Below are 24,608 nucleotides of genomic sequence, written 5' to 3'. Positions count from 1 at the left end.
GAAAACCTACCGGCGGTTGACATTCAATCCCAACCGCCGGTAGGTTATGAATCGTCGCCGCGCGGCGACCAGTCATCGCGACGAAGCGACACAGGAACCAAGGAGCACAACGTGTCAACGACGACAGAGCCGTCCATCCAGGACGAGCCGGTAGCAGCCCGGCCCAAGATGCCCCGCGAGGTGAAGCGCCTCGTCGCGGGGATCGTCCCCGCGAACGCCTCCGCGTTCATGATCATCGGCGCGGTCACCGGCATCCTGCTGCCGTTGCAGGTGCAGGGGATCGACGCCGACAACAAGGTCGCCAACCTCGCCGTGGTCACGACGATCGGCGCGCTCGTCGCGATGATCGCGCAGCCCATCGCGGGCACCCTGTCGGACCGCGCGCGCAGCCGCTACGGCCGCCGCGCCCCGTTCATCGTGGGCGGCGCGCTCGTCGGCGGGCTCGCGCTCGTCGGCATGGGTGCCGCGAACTCCCTGGTCCACGTCACCATCGCCTGGGTGTCCGTGCAGATCGCCTACAACTTCGTGCTCGCGCCGCTCTCGGCGATCCTTCCCGACCGGATCCCGAGGTCGCTCCGTGGCACCTTCTCCGCGATGGCGGGGCTCGGCGTCATGGTCGGCGCCTTCGCCGGCCAGGTGCTCGGCGCGACCTTCGCGGGCGCGATCGGAACCGGCTACATGATCCTCGCGGGCACGGCGCTCGTGACGCTGACGCTGTTCGTGGTGATGAACCCCGACGCCTCCAGCAAGGACCTCGAGCGCGCCCCGTTCAGCGCCGTCGACTTCTTCCGGATGTTCTGGGTCAACCCGAAGCAGCACCCGGACTTCGCGTGGGCGTTCGCCAGCCGCCTGCTCCTCTACACCGGCTACTTCATGGCCACCGGGTACCAGCTGTACATCCTCCAGGACTACATCGGGCTCGGCGACAACGCCGCCGCGATGATCCCCGTGTTCGGCGCGATCTCGATCGTGGGCCTGCTGATCTCGACCGTCGTGTCCGGCCCGATGTCCGACCGCATCGGCCGCCGCAAGATCTTCGTGTTCGCCTCGTCCGCGCTGGTGGGCCTCGCGATGCTGGTGCCGCTGTTCATGCCCAACGTGACGGGCTGGGTGCTCTTCAGCGTCCTCTCCGCGCTCGGCTTCGGCATGTTCCAGGCGGTGGACACCGCGCTCATCAGCGAGGTGCTCCCGTCCGGCGCCTCGTACGCCAAGGACCTGGGCGTGGTCAACATCGCGGCGACCCTGCCGCAGACGCTCGCCCCCGGAGTCGCCGGCTTCATCATCGTCATCTTCGGAGGCTACGCCGCGCTGTTCCCGGTGGCGCTCGTGCTGTCCGTGCTCGGCGCCGTGACCGTGTGGCCCATCAAGGCCGTGCGCTGAGCGACGCCGCCACCAGCCATCCCATCCATCACCGTTCGAGGAGTACCTGACATGACCACCGTCCACGAGACGACCGCACCCGTCGCCACCCCGACCGCCGCGGCGGCGCGCATCACCGCACGGCTCACGCGGGAGCAGAAGCTGTCGCTCGTGGCGGGCGCCGACTTCTGGAACAGCCGCGGGCTGGAGGCCGAGGGGGTGCCGTCGATCATGCTGACCGACGGCCCCCACGGCCTCCGCAAGCAGGCGGGCACCTCCGACCACGTGGGTCTCAACGACTCGGTGCCCGCCACCTGCTTCCCGCCGGCGGTCACGCTCGGGTCCACCTGGGACCCCGCCCTCATCGAGCGCGTGGGCCGCGCGCTGGGGCGCGAGACCCGCGTGGAGAACGTCGGCGTCCTGCTGGGCCCCGGCCTCAACATCAAGCGCCACCCCGCCGGCGGTCGCAGCTTCGAGTACTTCTCCGAGGACCCGCTGCTGTCGGGCAAGGCGGCCGCGGCGCTCGTGCGGGGCATCCAGTCCGAGGGCGTGGGCGCGTGCGTCAAGCACTTCGCGGCCAACAACCAGGAGGCGTTCCGTATGCGCCTCGACACGGTGGTGGACGAGCGCACGCTGCGCGAGATCTACCTCACCGGCTTCGAGATCGCGGTGACCGAGGCCGAGCCGTGGACCGTGATGTGCGCCTACAACCTGGTGAACGGCGACCACGCGGGCGAGTCGCGCGCGCTGCTCACGGACATCCTCCGCGACGAGTGGGGCTTCGCGGGGCTGGTGGTCTCCGACTGGCTCGCCGTCGCGGACCGCGTGAAGAGCCTCGACGCGGGCCTCGACCTCGAGATGCCCGCGAGCCACGGCGCGTGGGACAAGGAGGTCGGCGAGGCGATCGACGGCGGACGGCTCGACGCCGCCGCGCTGGACGCGGCGTGCACCCGGGTCATTGAGCTCGCGCTGCGGGTGGCGGCCGAGCGCGCCGCCCGCGACGGCGGCCTCGGCCCCGACCACGACGCCCACCACGCACTGGCTCGCGAGGCCGCGGCGGCGGGCACCGTGCTGCTCGCCAATGACGGGGTCCTCCCGCTCGCCGCGCGCGGACGCGTCGCCCTCATCGGCGCGTTCGCCGAGACCCCTCGCTACCAGGGGGCCGGCAGCTCGCTCGTCAACCCGACGCGTCTGGACACCGCGCTGGCGGCCGTGGAGGAGCGCCTGGGTCAGGACGGGTCGGTCGTCTACGCCCGCGGATACGACGCGGAGAACGGCACGACGACTCCCGGACTGGTCAGCGAGGCGCGCGAGGCGGCCGCCGGGGCGGACGTCGCCGTCGTGATGATCGGCCTGCCGTCGACCTACGAGTCCGAGGGCTTCGACCGCACGGACCTGCGGCTGCCGCCGGGCCATGAGGAACTGGTGCGCGCGGTCGCCGAGGCGAACCCGCGGACCGTCGTCGTGCTGAGCAACGGCGCGGCGGTCGAGATCGACTGGGCCGACCGCGTCGCCGCGATCCTCGAGACTCACCTGGGCGGCCAGGCGGGCGGCTCCGCGCTGGCCGACGTCCTGTTCGGCGATGTCGAGCCCGGCGGACGGCTCGCCGAGAGCGTCCCCGTGCGCGCCCAGGACCTCGCGGCGCACGCGAACTTCTCCGATCACCCCACCCAGGTCGAGTACCGCGAGTCGCTGTACGTGGGCTACCGCTTCCATGACACCTGGGGCATCGACCCGCGGTTCTGCTTCGGGCACGGGCTGAGCTACACGACCTTCGAGTACGCGGACGTGGCCGTGACCGGCACGGGCGCCGACCGCGAGGTCGCGGTGACCGTCACCAATACGGGCGCCCGCCGCGGCACCGAGGTGGTGCAGCTGTACGTCCACGCCGAGTCGTCCGCCGTGCACCGGCCCGAGCAGGAGCTCAAGGGCTTCGCCAAGGTGGAGCTCGAGGCGGGCGAGTCGACCACGGTGTCGCTGCCCCTGTCGCACCGGTCCTTCGCGATCTGGGACGTCGCCCAGGGCGGGTGGCGCGTCGAGGACGGGCGCTACGAGATCCGCCTGGGCTCGTCGTCGCGCCGGATCCGCGTGGCGACCACCATCGACGTCTCCGCGGGGGAGACCGTGACGCCGACGAGGCGGCCGGCCGCGGCGATCGCCACCGACGCGGAGTTCGCCGCGCTGCTCGGACGCCCGGTGCCCACGCCGCGCCCGCTGACGCCGCTCCACCTGGACTCGACCGTCAACGACCTGACCGAGGTGGCCTTCGGCAAGGGGTTGCGCAAGCGGCTGCTGGCGATGTTCGCGGACAAGATGGACGTGTCCGACGCGGACCCGGCCACGCGTGCGATGCTCGAGGCGATCATGGGTCAGATGCCGCTGCGCGCGCTGGTCCTCAGCTCCGAGGGCAAGCTCGGGTTCGGCGTGCTCCGGACGGCGCTGGGCCTGCTCAACCTGCTGCCGCGCCGGCGCTGAGCCGCTGGGGAGGGGGCGTGGCTCGCGTCCCCTCCCGCCAGGCGGGCCACGCACCCCGCTTCACTGCCGCGCCCACTCCCGCGCCGCGAGGTCCCCGTCGGCCGCGGCGGAGGACATCACGGTGAGCCCGCGCTCGAGCGGTCCCTGGCCGCGCCACCTCCGCCACGCCCACGCGCTCGCGAGCAGGACGACCAGCAGCACCGCACCGGCCACGGTCGATGGCTCGCGCACCATCTCCGGTCCCACCGCGGCGATGACCAGCAGGTGCGCCACGTACGCGGTGAGCGCCATCGCGCCCAGCGCGGCGACCGGCGACAGCCACGACCTCGCGAGCGGCGCGAGCGCCCCGGTCGCGGCGATCACGAGCATCGCGACGCCAACGTTGACGGTCATCTCCGCCGGCGTGTACGCGTGCGCCGCGATCGAGCCCCAGCGGGGATCGAGCACGGCGCTCGCGGCCAGCCCGGCCGCCACCGCGCCCGCACCGGCGCCCGCGAGTCCCGCCAGCGTCGACCCGCGACGCAGGTCCAGGCGCCCCACCGTCATCCCGATGAGCACGTAGCCCAGCCACGAGACCACGGGATAGCGCGTCGACCACAGCGCCTCGGCCAGGGGCAGCGCATCCCACGGCGCCTCGGGCCGGATCGCCGCGACCACCGTGGAGCCCAGGACGAGGCACGTCGCGCCCGCGGTCGCGAGTCCCCAGGCGCGCCAGCGCAGGAACGCGAGCGCGAGCAGCATCATGAGGCCCAGGTGGTGAAGGATCACCGCGATCACGGGCAGCGCGGCGTCGAGCATCAGTCCCATCGCGATGAGCACGGCGGCCCGCACCGCGACCCGGATGCGCGTGTGCCGCACCGCCACCGGATCGCCCGGACCGCCGCGACCGCCGAGCATCAGCGAGATGGTCACGCCCGCGAGCACCGCGAACAGTGCGGAGGGGTGCCCGTGCGCGTGCTCGAGCAGCGGCCAGGCCTCCTCATCGGCCGTGTGCGCGACGACCATCCCCGCCACCGCGAGCCCGCGGGCGAGGTCGAGTCCCGCCAGGCGGCGGGTCGCAGGGGTCACGCGGAGGGCGCCCCCGGCACCCCCGCATCGTCCAGCACGCCCTCGGCCCACGCGTAGTGGCCCGCGAGGCACTCGTGCGCCACCTCCGCGAGGGGGCGGCCGCGGGTCCACGGCATGGCCGCGGGATCCTCGAGCACCGCATCGTCGATGCCGCGCACGATCTCGATGGTGCGCGAGTGCGACGCGGTCAGCCTCTCCCGCGCCTGCGCGTAGTCGAGGTCGCGGTGCGCCTCGTAGAGCTGGTCGTTGAGCATCTCGAGCTCGTCCCACGAGTGCCCGGGCGCCGGGTACTCGGGCACGTTGCCCGCGCGGTGCTGGAGCATCCACCCGTGGAACAGGACGTGCCACGCGTGCAGGTGGGAGAGGACATCCGTCACCCGGCGGTTGCGGTAGGAGACGCCCAGATACCAGGTGGACGATGCATCGGTCCGGGCGAGGAGGCGCACCAGGGCGGCGTGGCCCTCGGTGGCGAGACGGTCGCTGGCTGCCATGGCGCCATCGTAGGCGGGGTCCCGGGGTCCGCGAGCGTCCCGAGCCGCAGCGACTAGGCTGGCATCCATGCGCATCGCCCGTTTCACCACCGGAGCCGAGCCCCAGTACGCCATCGTCGACGGAGAGGCGGGCTCCGAGGAGCTCGTGGTCCTCACCGGCGACCCGATGTACACGCCGGGCACCGTCACGGGGGAGCGGATCCCGCTCACCGACGACGTCCGCCTGCTGGCGCCCGTGATCCCTCGCTCCAAGATCGTGTGCCTGGGCAAGAACTACGAGGCCCACGCCAAGGAGATCCCGCACCGCGGCCCCGCGTCGCAGGTACCCATCCTGTTCCTCAAGCCCAACACGACCGTGATCGGCCCCGACGACCCGATCGTGCTGCCGCACTACAGCGAGGACGTCCAGCTCGAGGCCGAGCTCGCGGTGGTCATCTCCCGCGTGTGCAAGGACGTGAGCCCGGAGAACGCCGAGCAGCACATCTACGGCTACACCTGCGCCAACGACGTCACCGCGCGCGACCTCCAGCGCCAGGAGGACCAGTGGTTCCGCGCCAAGGCCTTCGACACGTCGCTGCCGCTGGGCCCCTGGATCGAGACCGAGCTCGCCCACGACGACGTCGACATCTCCTCCCGCATCAACGGCGAGGCGACCCAGAACGGCAACACCCGCGACATGATCATCGACGTCGCGCACGCCGTGTCGATGGTCTCCGAGGTCACCACGCTGCTGCCCGGCGACATCATCCTCACCGGCACCCCGTCCGGCGTCACGACCCTCCACCACGGCGACATCGTCGAGATCGAGATCGAGGACCTCGGCGTCCTGCGCAACCCCGTCCTCCGGCGCGACTGAACCCGCACCCCGCGACCGCATCGTCCCCACCCGGCCACCGCATCGTCCCCCGATGCCAGAAGGAAGAACCATGAGCACCGTCCGCGTCCGCTTCTGCCCGTCGCCCACCGGCACGCCCCACGTGGGCCTGATCCGCACGGCCCTGTTCAACTGGGCGTACGCGCGCCACACCGGCGGCAAGCTGGTGTTCCGCATCGAGGACACCGACGCGCAGCGCGACTCGATGGAGTCGTACGAGCAGCTGCTCGACGCGCTCGCCTGGCTGGGCATCACGTACGACGAGGGCCCGGACATCGGCGGCCCGTACGCGCCCTACCGCCAGTCGGAGCGCCACGACCTCCACCGCGACGTGGTCGCCAAGCTGGTCGAGGGCGGCTACGCCTACGAGTCCTTCTCCACGCCCGAGGAGGTCGAGGCCCGCCACAAGGCCGCCGGCCGCGACCCCAAGCTGGGCTACGACAACCTCGACCGCGACCTCACCGACGAGCAGAAGGCCGCCTTCCGCGCCGAGGGCCGCGAGCCCGTCCTGCGCATGCGCATGCCCGACGAGGACATCACCTTCACGGACCTGATCCGCGGCGAGGTGACCTTCAAGGCCGGCACCGTCCCGGACTACGTGATCGTGCGCGCCAACGGCGTCCCGCTGTACACGCTCGTCAACCCCGTGGACGACGCGCTCCAGCACATCACGCACGTGTTCCGCGGCGAGGACCTGCTGTCCTCGACGCCTCGGCAGATCGTGCTCTTCCGCGCCCTGGTCGAGCTGGGCCTCGCGGAGACCGTGCCCACCTACGCGCACATGCCCATGGTCACCGGCGAGGGCAACAAGAAGCTGTCCAAGCGCGCCCCCGAGTCGAGCCTGTTCCACCACCGCGACCGCGGCTTCCTCCCGGAGGGCCTGCTCAACTACCTGGCCCTGCTGGGCTGGTCGATCGGCCCCGACCGCGACGTGTTCACCGTCGACGAGCTGGTCGAGGCCTTCGACATCGCGGACGTCAACCCCAACCCCGCGCGCTTCGACCTCAAGAAGGCCGAGGCGATCAACGCCGAGCACATGCGCCTGCTCCCCGTGGGCGACCTCGCCGCGCGCGTGGTGCCCTACCTCCACGCGGCCGGCTTCGTCTCGTCCGCCTCCGCGCAGGAGCTCACCCCGCACGAGGAGCAGGTCCTCGCCGAGGCGATGCCCCTGGTCCAGACCCGCATCAACCTGCTGGGCGAGGCTCCCGGGATGCTCGGATTCCTCTTCATCGAGGACGATGCGGTGGTCGTCGAGGACGCCGCCCGCGCCAAGCTGCCGGAGAACGCCGCCGAGATCCTCGATGCGGCGCTCGAGGTGCTGGCCGGGCTCGAGGACTTCTCGCCCGAGGCGCAGCAGGACGCGCTCAAGGCGAGGCTGGTCGAGGAGATGGGCATCAAGCCGCGCTTCGCGTACGGCCCGCTGCGCGTCGCCGTGACCGGCCGCCTCGTGTCGCCGCCGCTGTTCGAGTCGATGGAGATCCTGGGTCGCGAGTCCGCGCTCACGCGCCTGCGCAACCTGCGCGCGTCGCTCTGAGCGTGCTCGCGTCCCTGTGATCGTGCCCGCCTCCCTCCGACCATGACCGCCGAGAGCCTCGGAGCGTGGGCCAAGCCCACGCTCCGAGGCTCTCGTGCTGTCCTGCGCCCGTACCGTCCGTCCGATGTGGACGCGGCGTGGGAGATGGTCAACGAGCCGGTGGGGGCGGCCCTGACCGGGACCGATGCGACCTTCACCCGCGAGCAGATCGCCGAGTGGGTGCTGTCGAGGCCGTCCGCGCCGTCGCGGTTGGACCTGGTCATCGAGGAGGTCGCGACGGGGGAGTTCGCCGGCGAGGCGGTTCTCAACGGTTTCGATGCCGTTGCGTCGTCGGCCAACTATCGGATCGCGCTGCGCGGGCCGGACTGGTACGGCCGTGGCCTCGGGTCCGAGGCGACGGCGCTGATGGTCGCGCACGCGTTCACCGCGGTGGGGCTGTCGCGCCTGACCCTGGACGTGCGTGCGGACAATCCGCGCGCGATCCGCGCCTACGCCAAGGCGGGTTTCGTCGAGACCGGCCGTGATGTTTCTGAAGGCACGACCTGGGTCGACATGGAGCTGACGCGCGAGGCGTGGCTGCGCCGCCGCGGTGCCGTTGGGGCCGCCACCCCTGCCGCCCACCACCCCCTCCGGTCCGGGACAGTGAGGACCGCCCTCGACGCTGAAAAGCGCGCTCCGGGACAGTAGGGACCGATGCGCCGAGGCATCGGCGGTCCCTGCTGTCCCGCAGCGCGCGGGAGCGGCGTTCCGGCGGTCCGGATTGTCCCGGACCGCCGGAGGCCGGCTCAGTGGTCGTGGTCGTGGTCGTGGTCGTGCGCGTCCTCGTCCTCGTGGTCGTGGTCGTGCGCGGCCGTCTCGACCGGCGCCGCGTTCGCGATCACGAAGCCCGTGGGCTCACCCGCGAGCGCGTACGAACCGATGACGTCCGCCTCGTGCGCGTCCACCAGCACCAGCTGCTGTCCGTTGAGGTCGGAGATCACGACCGTGTCGCCCGAGACGCCCAGCGCGGGCTTCGCCGTGGAGTGCCCGCCGGGCAGCTCGAAGGCGTCGATGGCCTGAACCGAGGACACGACGTGCCCGTGGTCGTCGAGCACGCTCAGCACGCCGTCGGTGGTGAGGACCAGGATGTCGTCGCCCAGGCGGGAGATTGCGCCGATGGTCGCTCCCACGTTGACCACCTCGGTGGTGCCGGCCTCGGCGTCGATGAAGAGCAGCTCCTCGGCGCCCCAGTTGCCCACGACGGGCCCGGTGCCGTAGAAGGTGCCCACGCGGGTGCCCGCGGCGTCGGCCGGGTAGGCGATGCGGGTGGTCGTGTGGGCGGCGGTGTCGATCACCAGCATGTCCTCGGCGCAGCCGAAGATCGCGGTGGTGCCGAACGTCACCTCGCCGTGGAGGCCCACGCACTCGCCCTGGTAGCGGGCGATCTCGGTGCCGTCGAGCGCCACCTGGACCACGGTGTCGGGCAGGCCGCCGTCGGGCGTCTCCGTGATGAGCACCTGGTCGCCGAGCGGGACGGCGACGCCGTGGTGCGGCTCGTTGGTGGCGATGGTGGTCGTGGCGAGGACGCCCTCGGCCAGCGAGGCCTCGTCCACGATCTCGATCGCGCCCTCGCCGTCAAGGAACACCGCGACGATGCCGTCGTGGCCCACGACGTGGGACGGGGTGGCGCCCAGGATCTGCTCGTCGAGCAGGGTCGCGTCGGTGGTGAAGTAGTGGAAGTGATCGCCGTGCGCCTGCGCCCACGTGCCGGTGTCGAGGATCGACGTGGTGCCGCCGAAGTAGTCGACCAGGTACGCGTGGCGGCCGTCGCCGCCCAGGTCCGCGCGGGCGCCCTCGACGATGTCGAACGAGGCCAGGGACGCCACGTCGGTGCCGTCGAGCGAGAGCAGCTCGGCCGAGTCCGCGTAGGTGACGAGGATGCGGGGCTGGGCCTCGCCGTGCTCCTCGGCGGCGACCGCGTGGTCGTCGTCGTGCTCGTGCTCGTCGACGTGGGCCGCCTCGGTGGCGGTGGCCTCGGCGGAGTCGGTGGGGTTGACGGCGGCGGGGGCCTCGTCGGCCGCGTCGGTGGCGCACGCGGCGAGGAGGGGGAGGAGGGCAAGGGAAGCGATAGTGGGAATCATTCTTGAACGCATGGTGGGAAAGTTAGCGATACTGAGAATCGTTGTCAAAGACGCATTCGGCGCGCGGGGGGTGCAGAACGGGACAAAGTGCACTCCGATCGACCCTCCTACGATGGCGATGTGACTCTTGCCATACGCGCGGTGCTGTTCGACGTCGACGACACCCTCGTCGACACGAGGGGTGCCTTCCGGCACGCCCTCGCCGCGGCGGGCGCGGACTACCTGGACGCGCCGGATCCCGAGGAATTGGTGCGCGTCTGGAGGGCCGATGCGGGCGGCTGGTACCGCGCCCACACCCGCGGGGAGATGACGCACCGGGAGCAGCGGCATCGTCGCGTCAACGAGCTGCACGCGCTCTTCGGCGGCCCTCGCCTCGACGACGAGGCCTACGCCACGTGGTCCGTGCGCTTCGACCGCCACTTCCGCGACGGCTGGGCCGCGCACGACGATGCGGCGGGCGCGCTCGGAGCGCTCGACCTCGCCGACCTTCCGTACGGCGCGCTCTCCAACGCGGACGTCGCGGTCCAGGAGGCGAAGCTGGACGCGTGCGGCCTCGACGTGCGGATGCTCGTGGGCGTCGACACCCTGGGCTTCGGCAAACCGGACCCGCGGGTGTTCCACCTCGCGTGCGAACTGCTCGGGTTCGAGCCGGGCGAGGTGGCCTACGTGGGGGACGAGTTCGATGCCGATGCGGTGGGCGCCCTCGACGCCGGCCTCGCGTCCGTCTGGCTGGACCGTCCCGGCCACCACCCACGGCCCGTGGCGCCGGAGGACGTCGCGACCGCCACGGCGCGCGGGGTCGTCCGGATCTCGACGCTCGCGGAGCTGCCGGAACGACTCGGCCTGGGGTAGTCGAGGGGCGCGGCGGCGGGGCGTCGAGTCCACGCACCTCGAGTCGGGCCCGCGCATCGGTCTGCGGCGTCGCCGGGCGGGTGGCGGGGTGGTTGCCTTCGGCGCGCTAGCCAAATTCACGCGTTTTGGGCGGGCGATCACCCGCCGCCCGCTTTCCGTGAATCCGGCTAGCGTCGCCACGCCATCGCCCCGGTGCCGGCACCCGTCGCGCACCGGCATGGGGCCTCGCCCAAAGTGCATGAATTTGGCTAGCGTCGCGGAGCCAACTACCGGGCACTGCCGCGCAACGGGCCCAAGGCGCCGCCGCATCGTCCAGCGACGTCCCGCAACCTCCCGCGGGGGATACTGACGCACGTGAGTCACGACGCCCGCCAGGCCACCACCCACCCCGCCGACGCCCACGACCTCATCCGTGTCGAGGGCGCGCGGGTCAACAACCTCAAGGACGTCACCGTCGAGATCCCCAAGCGGCGGCTCACCGTCTTCACCGGCGTCTCCGGCTCCGGCAAGAGCTCGCTCGTCTTCGGCACCATCGCCGCAGAGTCGCAGCGCATGATCAACGAGACGTACTCGGCGTTCGTGCAGGGCTTCATGCCCTCGCTCGCGCGCCCCGAGGTCGACCGGCTCGAGGGCCTCACCACCGCGATCCTCGTCGACCAGGAGCGCCTGGGCGCGAACTCGCGCTCGACGGTGGGCACCGTGACGGACGCCAACGCCCTCCTGCGGATCCTGTTCTCGCGACTGGGCGAGCCGCGCATCGGCCCGCCGCAGGCCTTCTCCTTCAACATGGCGTCCGTATCGGCCTCCGGCACTCTCGCCAAGGGCGGAGAGAAGGCCAAGGAGGTGTCCTTCTCGCGCCAGGGTGGCATGTGTCCGGCGTGCGACGGCATGGGCCGGGTCAACGACATCGACCTCACCCAACTCGTCGACGACTCCAAGTCGCTCGCCGACGGCGCCATCACGGTCCCCGGCTACACCGCCGACGGCTGGGCCGTGCGCCTCTACACCGAGTCCGGCCTGCTCGACCCGGCCAAGCCCGTGGCGAAGTACAGCCCGCAGGAGCGCGAGGACTTCCTCTACAAGGAGCCCACCAAGATCAAGGTGGCCGGCATCAACATGACGTACGAGGGCCTGGTGCCCAAGGTGCGCAAGTCGATGCTCTCGAAGGACCTCGACGCGCTCCAGCCGCACCTCCGCGCGTTCGTCGAGCGCGCCGTGACCTTCCAGCCGTGCCCCGAGTGCGGCGGCACGCGACTGAGCGAGGCGGCTCGCTCGTCGAAGATCGCGGGCGTGTCCATCGCCGATGCGTGCGCCATGCAGATCACCGACCTCGCCGCCTGGCTCCGCGACCTCGACGAGCCCTCCGTCGCGCCGCTGCTCGGAAGCCTGCGCCACCTCATGGACGCGTTCGTCTCGATCGGGCTGGGGTACCTCTCGCTCGACCGCGCGTCCGGCACGCTCTCCGGGGGCGAGGCGCAGCGCACCAAGATGATCCGCCACCTGGGCTCGTCCCTCACGGACGTCACCTATGTGTTCGACGAGCCGACCATCGGCCTCCACCCGCACGACATCCAGCGCATGAACGCCCTGCTGTGCGAGCTGCGCGACAAGGGCAACACCGTCCTGGTGGTCGAGCACAAGCCCGAAGCGATCGCGATCGCGGATCACATCGTCGACCTGGGGCCGGGCGCGGGCTCCGGCGGCGGCGAGATCTGCTTCGAGGGCACCCTCGAGGGCCTGCGCGCCTCGGACACCCGCACCGGCCGCCACCTGGGCTATCGCGCCGCTCTCAAGGAGGCCCCGCGCACGGCGACGGGCGCGCTCGAGATCCGCGGGGCCGCGGCCCACAACCTCAAGGACGTGGACGTCGACGTGCCGCTGGGCGTCCTCGTGTGCGTCACGGGCGTGGCGGGCTCGGGCAAGAGCTCGCTCCTGCACGGATCGATCCCGGACGATGCGGGGGTCGTCTCGATCGACCAGTCCGCCATCCGCGGGTCGCGCCGGTCGAACCCCGCGACGTACACGGGGCTGCTCGACCCGATCCGCAAGGCCTTCGCCAAGGCCAACGGCGTCAAGCCCGCCCTGTTCAGCGCGAACTCCGAGGGCGCGTGCCCCGCGTGCAAGGGCGCCGGCGTCATCTACACGGAGCTGGGCGTCATGGACACCGTCGAGACGCCGTGCGAGGAGTGCGAGGGCCGCCGCTTCGAGCGCGCCGTGCTCGAGCACACGCTGGGCGGCCGGTCGATCGCGGACGTGCTCGACATGCCGGTCCAAGAGGCGCTCGCGTTCTTCTCCGAGGGTGAGGCGAAGGTGCCCGCGGCGCGCGCGATCCTGGCCCGGATGGACGATGCGGGGCTCGGCTACCTCACGCTCGGCCAGCCGCTCACGACCCTCTCGGGCGGCGAGCGTCAGCGGCTCAAGCTCGCGACGCGGATGGGGGAGAAGGGCGGCATCTACCTGCTCGACGAGCCCACCACCGGCCTGCACCTCGCGGACGTCGCCCACCTGCTCGCGCTGCTCGACCGGCTGGTCGACGCGGGCAAGACCGTCATCGTCATCGAGCACCACCAGGCAGTGATGGCGCACGCCGACTGGATCATCGACCTGGGTCCCGGCGCCGGCCACGACGGCGGCCGCGTGGTGTTCGAGGGCACGCCGGCGCAGCTGGTGGCCGCCCGGTCGACGCTCACCGGCGAGCATCTGGCGCAGTACGTGGGGGAGTAGCGGGGCGCGCGCTCGGGCGGGCGCCGGGGGCAGGCGCCGGTTTGGAATCGCTCCGAATGTCGGCTATAGTGGTCACTCGGTTCGCAAGACCCGATGGGCTATGGTGTAACTGGCAGCACGACGGTTTCTGGTTCCGTTAGTTGAGGTTCGAATCCTTGTAGCCCAGCCAGACTGAAGAGGGGCCCGCCTGATGGCGGGCCCCTCTTCGTGCGTCCGGCGCCGTGTCCGGGGACGATGCGCTAGCCGCCCGAGCCAGCCAGCGTCACCGCCTCGCCGTCCCAGCCGGCGACCACGCGGTCGCCCTCGGCGACGCGGCCGTCGACGATCTCCTTGGCGAGCTCGTTGAGCAGTCGCGACTGGATGAGCCGCTTGAGCGGCCGCGCACCGAACGCTGGGTCGAAGCCGTCCTTCGCGAGCGAGGCGCGCAGCGCATCGTCCACCGTGAGGTGGATGTCCTTCGCCTCGGCGAGCCGGGCGACCACCCTGGCCAGCTCGGTCGCGACGATCCCCTCCATGGCAGCGGGGTCGATGCGGTCGAACACCACCACGTCGTCGAGCCGGTTGAGGAACTCGGGCCGGAACGAGCGGCGCAGCACCTCGTGTAGGTCGCGCTCGAGCGCGGCCCGGTCCTGGCCGTCCCACGCGAGCACGATGTCCGAGCCCAGGTTGGACGTCATCACGATGATCGTGTTGGTGAAGTCGACCGTGCGGCCGCGGCCGTCGGTGAGGCGGCCGTCGTCGAGCACCTGGAGCAGCGCGTTCCAGATGTCGGGGTGGGCCTTCTCCACCTCGTCGAACAGGACGATGCTGTACGGGCGCCGACGCACGGCCTCCGTGAGCTGGCCGCCCTGCTCGTAGCCGATGTACCCCGGGGGAGAGCCGATGAGGCGAGCCACGGAGTGCGACTCCATGTACTCGGACATGTCGATGCGGATCATGGCGCGCTCGTCGTCGAAGAGCTGCTCGGCGAGCGCCCGGGCCAGCTCGGTCTTGCCCACGCCGGTGGGGCCCAGGAACAGGAACGAGCCGATGGGACGATGCGCGTCGGAGATCCCCGCGCGGGCGCGACGGATCGCGTCGCTCACGCTGGCGATCGCGCGGTGCTGGCCCACGACGCGCTCGTGGAGGCGGTCCTCGAGGTGGCCCAGCTTGCTCGACTCGTCGGTCAGGAGCTTCTCGACGGGTACGCCGGTCCACTTGGCGACCACGCCCGCGATGTCCTCGCCCGTGACCTCCTCGCGGAGCATGCGCTCCTCCTCGGGGATGGCGTCGAGCTCGGCGCGCGCCGTGGTGATGTCCTTCTCCGCCGCGGGCATCTCGCCGTAGCGGATGCGGCCCGCCTTCTCCAGCTCGCCCAGGCGCTCGGCCCGCTCGAGCTCGCCGCGCAGGCTCTCGAGCCGCTCGGTCGCGCCGGACACGCGGACGATGAGGTCCTTCTCGCGCGCCCACCGCATGTTGAGCTCCTCCGAGTCCGCCGTGAGGCGCGCGATGTCCGCGTCGATCTCCGCGCGGCGGTCCTTCGCGTGCTGCGACTTGTCCTTCGCCACCTGCGTGCGCTCGATCTCGAGTTGCATGATGCGCCGGCGCGAGCGGTCGAGCTCGATGGGGAGGGAGTCGAGCTGCATCTTGAGCGCGCTCGTCGCCTCGTCGATGAGGTCGACCGCCTTATCGGGCAGGAAGCGGTCCGAGATGTAGCGGTCGGACAGCTTCGCCGCGGACACGATCGCCTCGTCCGTGATCTTCACGCCGTGGTGAACCTCGTACTTGTCCTGCAGGCCGCGCAGGATCGCGACGGTGTCCTCGATGCTGGGCTCACCCACGTAGACGGGCTGGAAGCGGCGCTCGAGGGCGCTGTCGGTCTCGACGTGCTCGCGGTACTCGTTGAGCGTGGTCGCGCCGATCATCCGCAGCTTGCCGCGCGCGAGCATGGGCTTGAGGATGTTGCCCGCGTCGACGGACCCCTCCGCCTTGCCGGCGCCCACGATGGTGTGGAGCTCGTCGACGAACAGGATGATGCGTCCCTCCGCCTCCTCGACCTCCTTGAGCACCGCCTTGAGGCGCTCCTCGAACTGACCGCGGAACGCGGCGCCCGCGACGATCGAGCTCATCGCGATCTCGACGACGCGGCGGTCCTTGAGGGAGGTGGGGACATCGCCGGCGACGATGCGCTGGGCGAGGCCCTCGACGATCGCCGTCTTGCCCACGCCGGGCTCGCCGATGAGGACCGCGTTGTTCTTGGTGCGGCGGGTGAGCACCTGCATGACGCGACGGATCTCCTCGTCACGTCCGATCACGGGGTCCAGTGCGCCGGACTCGGCGAGGGCCGTGAAGTCCTGGCCGAACTGCTCGAGCGCGCTGGCCTGCTCCTGTCCCTCAGGAGCCATCGGCTGGCTGGTCATGTGAACCTCCTGGTTGATGCGTACGACTTCTGAACTTGAGTCGCCTGCGCTCAACTTTACATAACGCACATTGGGTGGCGCAAGGGGGTGTGGCGGGAAGGTGTGGGGGAGAGCGCGGGCGGTGTGGGCGGTGTGGGCGGCGCGGGCGGTGTGACCGGGGGTGGCGGCGCGGGCTCGGCGGCGCGGGCTAGTGCGATGCGGCCGCGAACGCGCGGCGGTGCCTGCGCAGCTTCTTCGCGGCCCACGCATAGTGCGCCGAGGTCGCCGACACGCAGTAGCTACCGACGGTGGTGGTGCCCGTCCAGTCGAAGTGCTGGCGCTCGAACAGCTGTGCGTCGTCGAGCTCCTCGATGGACCGCAGCGCCTGGGCGTGGCTGGCGCGGAGCGCGCGCCGCGCATCGCCGAGCGGCACGTCCTGGTGCGCCCGCCAGATCTCTACGTTCATGTCGCCGTACGTCTTCCACGTGTACGGGGCGGGGAAGAAGGGGCGGCGCTCGTCGGCAAGATTCGCGCGCATCCAGTCCACGAGGAGGCGGTGCCAGGCGGTGAGGTGGATCAGCACGTCGCGCACGTTGCGATCGCGGTCCTCGAGCTCGAAGGTGGCCTCGCGTTCCTCGTCCGACATGGCGTCGAGCAGTCGCTCGAGGCCGTCGAAGCCCTCCTGCGCAGCCTCGAGCAGCGCCGTCTTGGTCGTCGGGCGGGCCATGAGTCGATGCTAGATCGGGCGCCAAGGCGCCGCAGGGCGCCTGTTGTCGCGACGCTCCGCGAATTCATGCACGATGCACGCGAGGTCGGCGCCCCCGCCGCGTGCCCGGTTCCGCGTGGCGCGTGGAGAGTGGGGTGCGAGCGGTGGCGCCTGCCTTGGGCGCGCCCGTGCATCGTGCATGAATTCGCGTAGGCGCACGAAACCGATCGGTCCGTCCTTCGCGTCGTCGGGGGTGTGGCGCGCCGCGGGCGGCGGCTCAAGGCGAAGGGGTGGGGCGGCGCGGCGCGGGGTCGGTCTGCCGGCGGGTCCGCTCAGAGCTCCCGCAGCGCCGCACTCATCAGCTCCGCCATGAACCGGTAGCCCAGCGCCGGCTTGGAGAACTGGTTGACGCCGAATGCGATGGTGAGGCCCGCATCGGGCGCGCGGAACAGTCCCGCGCCCGTGATCCCCGAGTGGCCGAACAGCGGGGGCAGCAGGCGGGGCCGCCATGCGTCGTTGAAGCGCACGCGCATCACTCCGAGGCCGTACTGCCCGGGCGGCACGAGCATCCGTCGGCGGTCCGCGAGCGCGCGCTCGAGCAGCTCCTGCGAGAACAGCCGCGCGCCGAAGAAGGCGTCGGCGAAGTCGAGCATGTCGTCGGTCGTCGAGACGAGCGAGCCGTCCGCGCCCGCGGACGCGAGGACCCGCGGCACCACGAGGGGGTCGCGCCCGGCCAGCAGCGGCGCGATCGTGTCGAAGCGGTCGAGCGTGGCGGGGGTGAGCAGGAAGGTGGAGTCGAGGTCCAGCGGCTCGGCGATCCGCGTGCGCACCAGGTCGGCGTACGGGGCGCCCTCGACCTCCTCGAGGATGAGTTCGAGCAGCCGGTAGTTGGTGTCCGAGTAGTGCGCGAGCCCGCGGCCCGGGTGCCCGTGCGGCTTCACGCCGCGCACGCGGTCGATCGCGGAACGCGCGTCCCACGCCTCGTCGGCCTCGAGCAGGTCCTTCTGGAGGATCCGGCCGTCGTTGCCCCGGTCGGAGAAGTAGTCGGCGATCCCCGTCGCGTGGCTCAGCAGTCGCTCGATCGTGATCTCCGGCCGCGCGTCGAGGCCACGCCGGACGTGCAGGCCCTCCAGGGCTTCGAGGCCCAGGACGGTGGAGGCCGCGGTGTCCAGGCGCAGCAGCCCCCGGTCGACCGCACTCAACGTGAGCGTCGCGGTCACCAGTTTGGTGGTCGACGCGACGGCGAACCGGTCGCGCGCGCCCGGCTCGGCCCACGACCAGGTCGGGCCGCCGTCGCGCCGGATCGCGGCCCGCACCTGGTTGGTGTCGGGGCGGGCGGCGTAGCGGGCGGCGATGCGGTCGAGCCGCGGGGTGGTGGAGGCGTCCGTCATGGCCCCCAGCCTGGCGCGAAAGGGTGGGCCGTGCATCGTCCCCCGGAACTATCCTGACGCTCGGGGGTCGGCCGCGAGGCGTCCTTCGCGAGGGTGACGAGCGTCACGCTCGCCCGGATTTGGTGATCCCGGAAACCATGCTGTAAAGTCTTATCTCGCGCCAGCCGCCCGGGAGGGAGGCCGGAGCAGCTAGGGCCCCGTTGTGTAGCGGCCTAGCACGCCGCCCTCTCAAGGCGGTAGCGCGGGTTCGAATCCCGTCGGGGCTACTCTCGCAATCCTCGTCCGTCAGGGCGGGGATTTCGTGTTTTCAGGCCAGGACCGCGTCGCATGCGGGCTCGTCGGCGGGTCAATCCGACAGCGCCGCGACGTCCTCGAGGCTCGCGAGCCGCGCGCGCCACCTCGCGACCAGCGCGGGCGGGGGAGTGCCGCACGCCGGATCCTCGGCGGGGCGCCGGGGCCGCCGTGCCGCCACGGCGTCGTACACGCCGTCCCGCACCCGGCGGGGGACGATGCGCAGCGCGCCTCCCGTGCGCCACGGCCAGGGGAGGCGGCGCGCCACGGCGGCCACCGCATCGGACCTGGTGAAGGCGTGGGTGCCGTCCCACACGACCAGCGTCGAGGCGGCGACCTCGTGCGGCAGGCCCGCGGCGGTGAGCACCGCGCGGCCCACCTCGCCCGCCGAGCCGGCGATGCCGAAGGCGGCCTCGCGGTCGCGGCGGATCAGCCAGGCGACGAACCCGTTGCACAGGCCGCAGTCGCCGTCGAAGACCACGATCGCGCGCATGGCGCCAGGCTAGCGACGCGCGAGCGCCCGCTCACTCAGCAGTTCGCCCCACTCGCGCGCGGCGTCGAGCTCCCCGTCGAACAGCAGCGCCGCGGACTCGGACGAGGACGTCTTGAGGTGCACGTTGAAGCTCCGGGGGCCGTCGATGAGCGTGAGCCCGTGCGACTCGAGCGCGTGCGCGATGCCGGAGGCGGCGCCGCGTCCCAGCGGGCCGCGGATGCGCGTCTCGAAGGCCGCCCCGAGCCGCGGGCCCGCAGGGAGGGCATCGAGCCAGTCCCGCATGGGCGGGTGCGAGAGGTCCGCGGCCAGGTGCCCGGCGCCCTGGGGCTTGCGGCTCGCCGACTCGCGGGAGTGCTCGCTCGGCAGGCCCATCGCGTGCACGGGCGCGCCGGCGATGACGAGGCCCGCGGCGGCGACCACGTCGGGCGTCGCCTCCGCAGTGGACAGGGCGTGCGCCGACTCCCCGACGCCGTCGGCGATCGCACGGGCGATCGCGGCCGTGTTGCCCCACAGCGACTCGAACACGATAACGACGTTCATGTCGCCAGAGTCCTCGCGTGCTCCCGCGCCTGCCAGGGCCCTAGGTCCCGGGCCTGGGCGACCGGTCGCCCGGGTGCGGCGCGCCCTCCCGCAACCGTTGCATCGTCCGGCCTAACCTGCCGGACGGAGGTGGTCATGTCCGTTACCGCTGGTACGCGTGCCCGAGGGCATGTGAGCGATCCCGATGACTACTCGTCGACGCCCGCGCACATCCGCGGGCTCGACGGGCTGCGGGCGCTCGCCGTGGCCGCCGTCGTCGTCTTCCACCTGGGCCTCGGCGCGCTGCCGGGCGGCTTCCTGGGCGTCGACGTCTTCTTCGTCATCTCCGGCTTCCTCATCACCACGCTGCTGCTGACCGAGCGCTCCCGGCACGGCCGCATCCGCTTCGGCCGCTTCTACATGCGCCGCGCGCGCCGCCTGCTGCCGGCGATGTTCGGCATGATCGCGGGCACCGCGCTGCTGGTCGCGACGGTCGCGCGCGACTCCATCGACCGCTTCACCGGCGACGTGATCGCGGCGATGCTGTACGTCTCCAACTGGTGGTACATCGCCGACGAGCAGTCCTACTTCGAGCTGATCGGCCGCGGCAACGTGCTCGCGCACCTGTGGTCGCTCGCGGTGGAGGAGCAGTTCTACCTGGTGTGGCCGTGCGTGGTGGCGCTGGTCGCGGGCATCGCGCTCGCGCGCCGCAGCTCGGTGCGCAAGCTGCTGGTCGGGGTCGCGCTCGCGCTCGCGGCGATCTCGACGCTCGCGATGGCGATCATCTCCCACCACCACGGCTACCCGCTCGACGCGGACCCCACGCGCGTGTACTTCGGCACCGACACCCACGCCATGTCCATCCTGCTGGGAGCCGCGCTCGCGGGCATCTGGCGGCCGGGGCGGGCCTCCACCCGCGTGGCGCCCCCCGCGCGCGGACTCCTGCTGGTCGTGGGGCTCGGGCTGCTCGCCGCGCTCGGCTGGGTGATGGTCAGCGTCAACGAGTATTCGCCTGCCATGTATCGTGGCGGCTTCCTCGCGGTCGCCGCGCTCGTCGCGGCCATCCTGGTCCTCGCGACGCACCCCGCCTCACCTCTGGGGGCCCTGCTCGACGTGGCGCCGATGCGCTGGCTGGGCCAGCGCTCCTACGGCATCTACCTGTGGCACTGGCCCATCTTCCTGGTGACCCGCCCCGGCCAGGACCTCCCCTGGACCGGCTGGTGGGTCGAGGCGCTGCGCGTCGCGCTCGTGCTCGCGGTCGCCGCCGCGTCCTACCGCTACCTCGAACAGCCCATCCGCGAGGGCCGGCTGGGCGCCTGGTGGAACCGGGCGCGGGCCGAGGGATTCGTGGGACGCGGCCGCCCGGCGATGATCGGGCTCGGCGTGGCGGGTGTGTATGCGCTCGTCGTGGGCGTGTCCTTCACGGTCGCCGTGCCGGATCCCGCGAGCACCGCGCTCGGGTCGACCGTCGCCATCACGGCGGAACCGGCCCCGGACGATGCTGCGGCCGGGTCCGGCGAGGAGGTCGCCGAGGGCTCGGGTTCCGTCGACGACTCTGCCGCCGACCCTGCGGGGGAGGCGGGCGCGGACGACGAGGCGGCCGGTGCATCGGCCCCGGTCACGACCGCGGACATCGCGCTCTACGGCGACTCGGTCGCGCTGTGGGCCGCCGACGAGCTCAAGGCCGAGCTCCCCGGCTCCACCGTGGACGCCGCGATCAACCGCTCGCCGGGCAACATCATGGACGCGGTGCTCACCGCGCAGCGGGCGGGCACGCTCCGGCCCGTGGTGATGATGCACATGGGCACGGCGGGGCCGGTCAAGGAGTCCGCGCTGCGCTCGACGCTCGACGAGCTCGCCGACCGCGACCGCGTGGTGCTCATCGACTCGACCGCGCGTTTCGCGTACGTGGAGCCGTCCAACGAGACGATGCGCACGGTCGCCGCGGACTATCCGAACGTGGTCTTCGCTGACTGGGCGGCGTTCGTGGCGGACCACCCCGAGTGGCTCGAGGACGGGCTGCACCTCACGGAGGAGGGCAAGCCGCACTTCGCGGAGTTCCTCGAGACGATGGCGCTGACGGGGGAGGCCCCGGCGGGCTGATCTGGCTGCTGCCTGGAGGCACCCGTGCTCCGCCCGGCGTTGCCCGCGCCTGGGCTCACCCCCCGCCCCCGCCCGGTACCGCCTCCGCCCGGCGCTGCCCGCGCGCGGCCGCGCCCCGCGCCCCCACCCGTATGTCGGACGCGTGGCCGTTTCGTCCGACATACGAGTCGGCGGCGACCCGTATGTCGGATTGCTGTGGGAATCGTCCGACGGCCGGGAGGGTGGAGCCGGCGCGGATCAGGGTGGAGCCGGGGCGGGTCAGGGTGGAGCCGGCGCGGATCCGGCTGGAGCTGGCGCTGGAGGCGGAGCGGAGCCGGCGCCTCAGGCCACCACGGTCCGCTGCAGCACCTCGGTGAGCTGGCGCGCCGCCTCGGTCACGGCGCCGGCGTGCTGCTGGCCCGGGCGGACGGTGAGCCGCTCGGACGGGCCGGAGATGGACACCGCGGCGATGACGGTGCCGGCAGCGCCCCACACGGGGGCGGACACGGAGGCCACGCCGCGCTCGCGCTCGCCCGCGCTCTCGGCCCAGCCGCGGGCGCGCACCCGCTCGAGGTCCGCGGCGGTGAAGCGCGCGCCGGCGAGGCCGCGGTGGAGGCGCTCCGGGTCGGCCCAGGCGAGCAGCACCTTGGCGGCGGAGCCGGCGCCCATGGTCATGGTGGTGCCCACGGGGATCGAGTCGCGCAGGCCCACGGGCCGGTCGGCGGCCGCGATGCAGATGCGCTCGTCGCCGTGCGGGCGGTACAGCTGTGCCGACTCGCCCGTGCGGTCGCGCAGCACCGCCAGCACGGGCTGCGCCGCGGAGACCAGCCGGTCCTCGTTGACGGAGGCCGCGAGCTGGGCGAAGCGGCGCCCCAGCACGAACGCGCCGGAGGCGTCGCGGCCCACCAGGTGGTGGTGCTCGAGGGCCAGTGCGAGGCGGTGCACGGTGGGTCGGGCAAGATGGGTGGAGTCGACGAGCTCGGCCAGGGTGGCCGGCCCGCGCTCGAGCGCGGAGAGGATCGCGGCTGCCTTGTCGATGACGCCGACTCCGCTATGATTGTCCATAGAGCGATACTAGCGTCTCAAATTCTGAGATGTCGAGAGGTCAGGAGGATCGCCATGGGAACCACGCTCGCGGAGAAGTTGTGGGCCAGTCACCTGGTCCGCAAGGGTGAGGATGGGGCGCCCGACCTCATCTACATCGACCTTCACATGTGCCACGAGGTCACGAGCCCGCAGGCCTTCGAGGGCCTGCGCCTGGCGGGCCGCCCGGTGCGCCGCCCGGACCTCACCATCGCGACCGAGGATCACAACACCCCCACGCTCGACATCGACCTGCCGATCGCGGACGAGACGAGCCGCAAGCAGGTGAACAAGCTGCGCGAGAACGCGGAGGAGTTCGGCATCCGCATTCACTCCCTGGGCGACGCCGACCAGGGCATCGTCCACGTCGTCGGGCCCCAGCTGGGACTCACGATGCCCGGCATGACCGTGGTCTGCGGCGACTCGCACACCTCCACGCACGGCGCGTTCGGCTCGCTCGCGTTCGGCATCGGCACCTCCGAGGTGGAGCACGTGCTCGCCACCCAGACCCTGCCGCTCAAGCCCTTCAAGACCATGGCGATCAACGTCAACGGCACGCTGCCCAAGGGCTCGACCGCGAAGGACATCATCCTCGCGATCATCGCCAAGATCGGCACCGGTGGCGGCCAGGGCTACGTGCTCGAGTACCGCGGCGAGGCCATCCGTGCGCTGTCCATGGAGGCGCGCATGACCATCTGCAACATGTCGATCGAGGCCGGCGCCCGCGCCGGGATGATCGCGCCGGACGAGACGACGTTCGAGTACGTCAAGGGCCGCCCCCACGCTCCGGAGGGCGAGGACTGGGACGCCGCCGTCGAGTACTGGCGCACGCTCACCACCGACGACGACGCGGTCTTCGACACCGAGGTCGACCTCGACGCCTCCGACCTCGAGCCCTTCATCACGTGGGGCACCAACCCCGGCCAGGGCCTCCCGCTGTCCGCCAACGTCCCCGACCCGGAGGACTTCGCGGACGAGGCCGACCGCGAGGCCGCCGCGAACGCCCTCGAGTACATGGGCCTCACGCCCGGCACCCCGCTGCGCGACATCCACGTCGACACGGTCTTCCTGGGCTCGTGCACCAACGGCCGCATCGAGGACCTGCGCGCCGCCGCAGAGATCCTCAAGGGCCGCACCAAGGCCGAGGGTGTCCGCCTCCTCGTGGTCCCCGGCTCCGCCCGCGTCCGCCTCCAGGCCGAGGCCGAGGGCCTCGACCGGGTGTTCAAGGACTTCGGCGCCGAGTGGCGCAACGCCGGCTGCTCGATGTGCCTGGGCATGAACCCGGACCAGCTGAGGCCCCAGGAGCGTTCGGCCTCCACGTCGAACCGCAACTTCGAGGGCCGCCAGGGCAAGGGCGGCCGCACCCACCTGGTGTCGCCCCTGGTCGCCGCCGCCACCGCGGTCCGCGGCACCCTGTCCAGCCCCGACGACCTGGTCGACGCGCCGGCCGCGCTCGCGTAAGGAGAATCGCCATGGAGAAGTTCACCACTCACACCGGCGTCGCCGTCCCGCTGCGCCGCTCGAACGTCGACACCGACCAGATCATCCCCGCCGTCTACCTCAAGCGCATCACGCGCACCGGGTTCGAGGACGCGCTCTTCGCGGCCTGGCGCGGCGACGACGACTTCATCCTCAACCGTCCCGAGTACCAGAACGGCTCCGTCCTGGTCGCCGGCCCCGACTTCGGCACCGGGTCCTCCCGCGAGCACGCCGTGTGGGCGCTCAAGGACTACGGCTTCAAGGTGGTCATCGCGTCGCGCTTCGCGGACATCTTCCGCGGCAACTCCGGCAAGCAGGGCCTGCTCGCCGCCGTGGTGAGCCAGGAGAACGTCGAGCTGCTGTGGAAGCTGCTCGACGCCGAGCCCGGCAAGCAGATCACCGTCTCCCTCGAGGACCGCACGGTCACCTGCGGCGAGCTCACCGTGCCGTTCGAGATCGACGACTACGTGCGGTGGCGCCTCATGGAGGGCCTCGACGACATCGGCCTCACCCTCCAGCACGAGGAGGACATCACCGCGTTCGAGGCCACCCGCGACGCGTGGCGCCCGCAGACCCTGCCCGCCAAGACCCTGCCCAAGGTCGAGATCGAGGCGGCGCGCCCGGTCGCCTGACCCGGCCACAGCATCGTCCCGCGAGGGCCGCATCCCACCCGGGGTGCGGCCCTCGCC

Annotated in this window: 19 protein-coding genes and 2 tRNA genes; 12 read left to right on the top strand and 9 right to left on the bottom strand. The window is 72.0% G+C overall.

Translation table 11 applies throughout. From position 1 onward, the window contains the following. The first annotated feature begins 111 nt into the window (after positions 1-111). Both AOM03_RS04990 and AOM03_RS04985 read left to right on the top strand, forming a co-directional pair. Positions 112-1,380 (top strand): MFS transporter, encoded by a 1,269-nt coding sequence (locus AOM03_RS04990; protein WP_227589886.1) that lies wholly within the window; start codon positions 112-114, stop codon positions 1,378-1,380. Between the two features lie 51 nt (positions 1,381-1,431). Continuing rightward, a complete protein-coding gene (locus AOM03_RS04985) occupies positions 1,432-3,834 on the top strand; it encodes a glycoside hydrolase family 3 C-terminal domain-containing protein (protein ID WP_062378744.1) in 2,403 nt (800 codons plus the stop codon). A 60-nt stretch (positions 3,835-3,894) separates the two neighbouring features. On the opposite strand, the gene AOM03_RS04980 is transcribed toward AOM03_RS04985, so the two are convergent. After that, positions 3,895-4,902, bottom strand: coding sequence for a heparan-alpha-glucosaminide N-acetyltransferase domain-containing protein (locus AOM03_RS04980; RefSeq protein ID WP_062378742.1), 1,008 nt, complete (start codon positions 4,900-4,902; stop codon positions 3,895-3,897). After that, on the bottom strand, positions 4,899-5,393 hold the full coding sequence (locus AOM03_RS04975; protein ID WP_062378739.1) for a ClbS/DfsB family four-helix bundle protein: 495 nt from the start codon (positions 5,391-5,393) through the stop codon (positions 4,899-4,901). Before AOM03_RS04975 ends, AOM03_RS04980 begins: the two co-directional genes overlap by 4 nt. Before the next feature lie 67 nt (positions 5,394-5,460). Here AOM03_RS04975 and AOM03_RS04970 point away from each other — a divergent pair, with 67 nt between their 5' ends. The 3 genes from AOM03_RS04970 (at position 5,461) to AOM03_RS04960 (ending at position 8,488) form a co-directional block, all read left to right on the top strand. Continuing rightward, positions 5,461-6,249, top strand: a complete 789-nt coding sequence (locus AOM03_RS04970; RefSeq protein ID WP_062378731.1) for a fumarylacetoacetate hydrolase family protein — start codon at positions 5,461-5,463, stop codon at positions 6,247-6,249. A gap of 70 nt (positions 6,250-6,319) precedes the next feature. Continuing rightward, positions 6,320-7,801 (top strand): glutamate--tRNA ligase, encoded by a 1,482-nt coding sequence (gene gltX / locus AOM03_RS04965; RefSeq protein ID WP_227589885.1) that lies wholly within the window; start codon positions 6,320-6,322, stop codon positions 7,799-7,801. 42 nt (positions 7,802-7,843) lie between these two features. Next, positions 7,844-8,488, top strand: coding sequence for a GNAT family N-acetyltransferase (locus AOM03_RS04960; protein ID WP_082092119.1), 645 nt, complete (start codon positions 7,844-7,846; stop codon positions 8,486-8,488). 98 nt (positions 8,489-8,586) lie between these two features. On the opposite strand, the gene AOM03_RS04955 is transcribed toward AOM03_RS04960, so the two are convergent. Then, a complete protein-coding gene (locus tag AOM03_RS04955; RefSeq protein ID WP_062378724.1) occupies positions 8,587-9,921 on the bottom strand; it encodes a hypothetical protein in 1,335 nt (444 codons plus the stop codon). 120 nt (positions 9,922-10,041) lie between these two features. Here AOM03_RS04955 and AOM03_RS04950 point away from each other — a divergent pair, with 120 nt between their 5' ends. From AOM03_RS04950 to AOM03_RS04940, 3 genes are all read left to right on the top strand, one after another. Continuing rightward, positions 10,042-10,773: an HAD family hydrolase gene (locus AOM03_RS04950; RefSeq protein WP_062378721.1), complete on the top strand. Its 732-nt coding sequence runs from the start codon at positions 10,042-10,044 to the stop codon at positions 10,771-10,773. 354 nt (positions 10,774-11,127) lie between these two features. Next, positions 11,128-13,497, top strand: a complete 2,370-nt coding sequence (locus AOM03_RS04945; RefSeq protein ID WP_062378719.1) for an ATP-binding cassette domain-containing protein — start codon at positions 11,128-11,130, stop codon at positions 13,495-13,497. Positions 13,498-13,591: 94 nt separating this feature from the next. Beyond that, positions 13,592-13,666, top strand: a tRNA-Gln gene (locus AOM03_RS04940). Positions 13,667-13,736: 70 nt separating this feature from the next. On the opposite strand, the gene AOM03_RS04935 is transcribed toward AOM03_RS04940, so the two are convergent. The 3 genes from AOM03_RS04935 to AOM03_RS04925 form a co-directional block, all read right to left on the bottom strand. Further along, a complete protein-coding gene (locus tag AOM03_RS04935) occupies positions 13,737-15,896 on the bottom strand; it encodes an ATP-dependent Clp protease ATP-binding subunit (protein ID WP_062378717.1) in 2,160 nt (719 codons plus the stop codon). Between the two features lie 187 nt (positions 15,897-16,083). Continuing rightward, positions 16,084-16,602: a ClbS/DfsB family four-helix bundle protein gene (locus AOM03_RS04930; RefSeq protein WP_062378715.1), complete on the bottom strand. Its 519-nt coding sequence runs from the start codon at positions 16,600-16,602 to the stop codon at positions 16,084-16,086. Between the two features lie 311 nt (positions 16,603-16,913). Continuing rightward, complete coding sequence (locus AOM03_RS04925; protein ID WP_062378712.1) at positions 16,914-17,972, bottom strand: serine hydrolase domain-containing protein; 1,059 nt, start codon at positions 17,970-17,972, stop codon at positions 16,914-16,916. 193 nt (positions 17,973-18,165) lie between these two features. Here AOM03_RS04925 and AOM03_RS04920 point away from each other — a divergent pair. Continuing rightward, a tRNA-Glu gene (locus AOM03_RS04920) sits at positions 18,166-18,238 on the top strand. An 80-nt stretch (positions 18,239-18,318) separates the two neighbouring features. Here AOM03_RS04920 and AOM03_RS04915 read toward each other — a convergent pair. Both AOM03_RS04915 and AOM03_RS04910 read right to left on the bottom strand, forming a co-directional pair. Next, complete coding sequence (locus AOM03_RS04915; protein ID WP_062378711.1) at positions 18,319-18,756, bottom strand: thiol-disulfide oxidoreductase DCC family protein; 438 nt, start codon at positions 18,754-18,756, stop codon at positions 18,319-18,321. A gap of 9 nt (positions 18,757-18,765) precedes the next feature. Beyond that, a complete protein-coding gene (locus AOM03_RS04910; protein WP_062378709.1) occupies positions 18,766-19,296 on the bottom strand; it encodes a flavodoxin family protein in 531 nt (176 codons plus the stop codon). Between the two features lie 171 nt (positions 19,297-19,467). Between AOM03_RS04910 and AOM03_RS04905 the strand changes: the two genes are divergently transcribed. Beyond that, a complete protein-coding gene (locus AOM03_RS04905) occupies positions 19,468-21,378 on the top strand; it encodes an acyltransferase family protein (RefSeq protein WP_062378707.1) in 1,911 nt (636 codons plus the stop codon). Positions 21,379-21,699: 321 nt separating this feature from the next. Here the strand turns inward: AOM03_RS04905 and AOM03_RS04900 are convergent, their stop codons facing one another. Continuing rightward, positions 21,700-22,422, bottom strand: coding sequence for an IclR family transcriptional regulator (locus tag AOM03_RS04900; protein WP_062378704.1), 723 nt, complete (start codon positions 22,420-22,422; stop codon positions 21,700-21,702). 54 nt (positions 22,423-22,476) lie between these two features. On the opposite strand from AOM03_RS04900, the gene leuC reads away from it, so the two are divergent. Continuing rightward, positions 22,477-23,901: a 3-isopropylmalate dehydratase large subunit gene (gene leuC, locus AOM03_RS04895; RefSeq protein WP_062378702.1), complete on the top strand. Its 1,425-nt coding sequence runs from the start codon at positions 22,477-22,479 to the stop codon at positions 23,899-23,901. A gap of 11 nt (positions 23,902-23,912) precedes the next feature. After that, positions 23,913-24,551 (top strand): 3-isopropylmalate dehydratase small subunit, encoded by a 639-nt coding sequence (gene leuD, locus AOM03_RS04890; RefSeq protein ID WP_062378699.1) that lies wholly within the window; start codon positions 23,913-23,915, stop codon positions 24,549-24,551. The last annotated feature ends 57 nt before the right edge of the window (positions 24,552-24,608 follow it).

The sequence above is a fragment of the Demequina pelophila genome, assembly GCF_000971175.1.
Lineage (GTDB): Bacteria > Actinomycetota > Actinomycetes > Actinomycetales > Demequinaceae > Demequina > Demequina pelophila.
The sequence above is the reverse complement of the archived record's forward strand: the minus strand, read 5'-3'. Positions and strand labels throughout refer to the sequence as shown.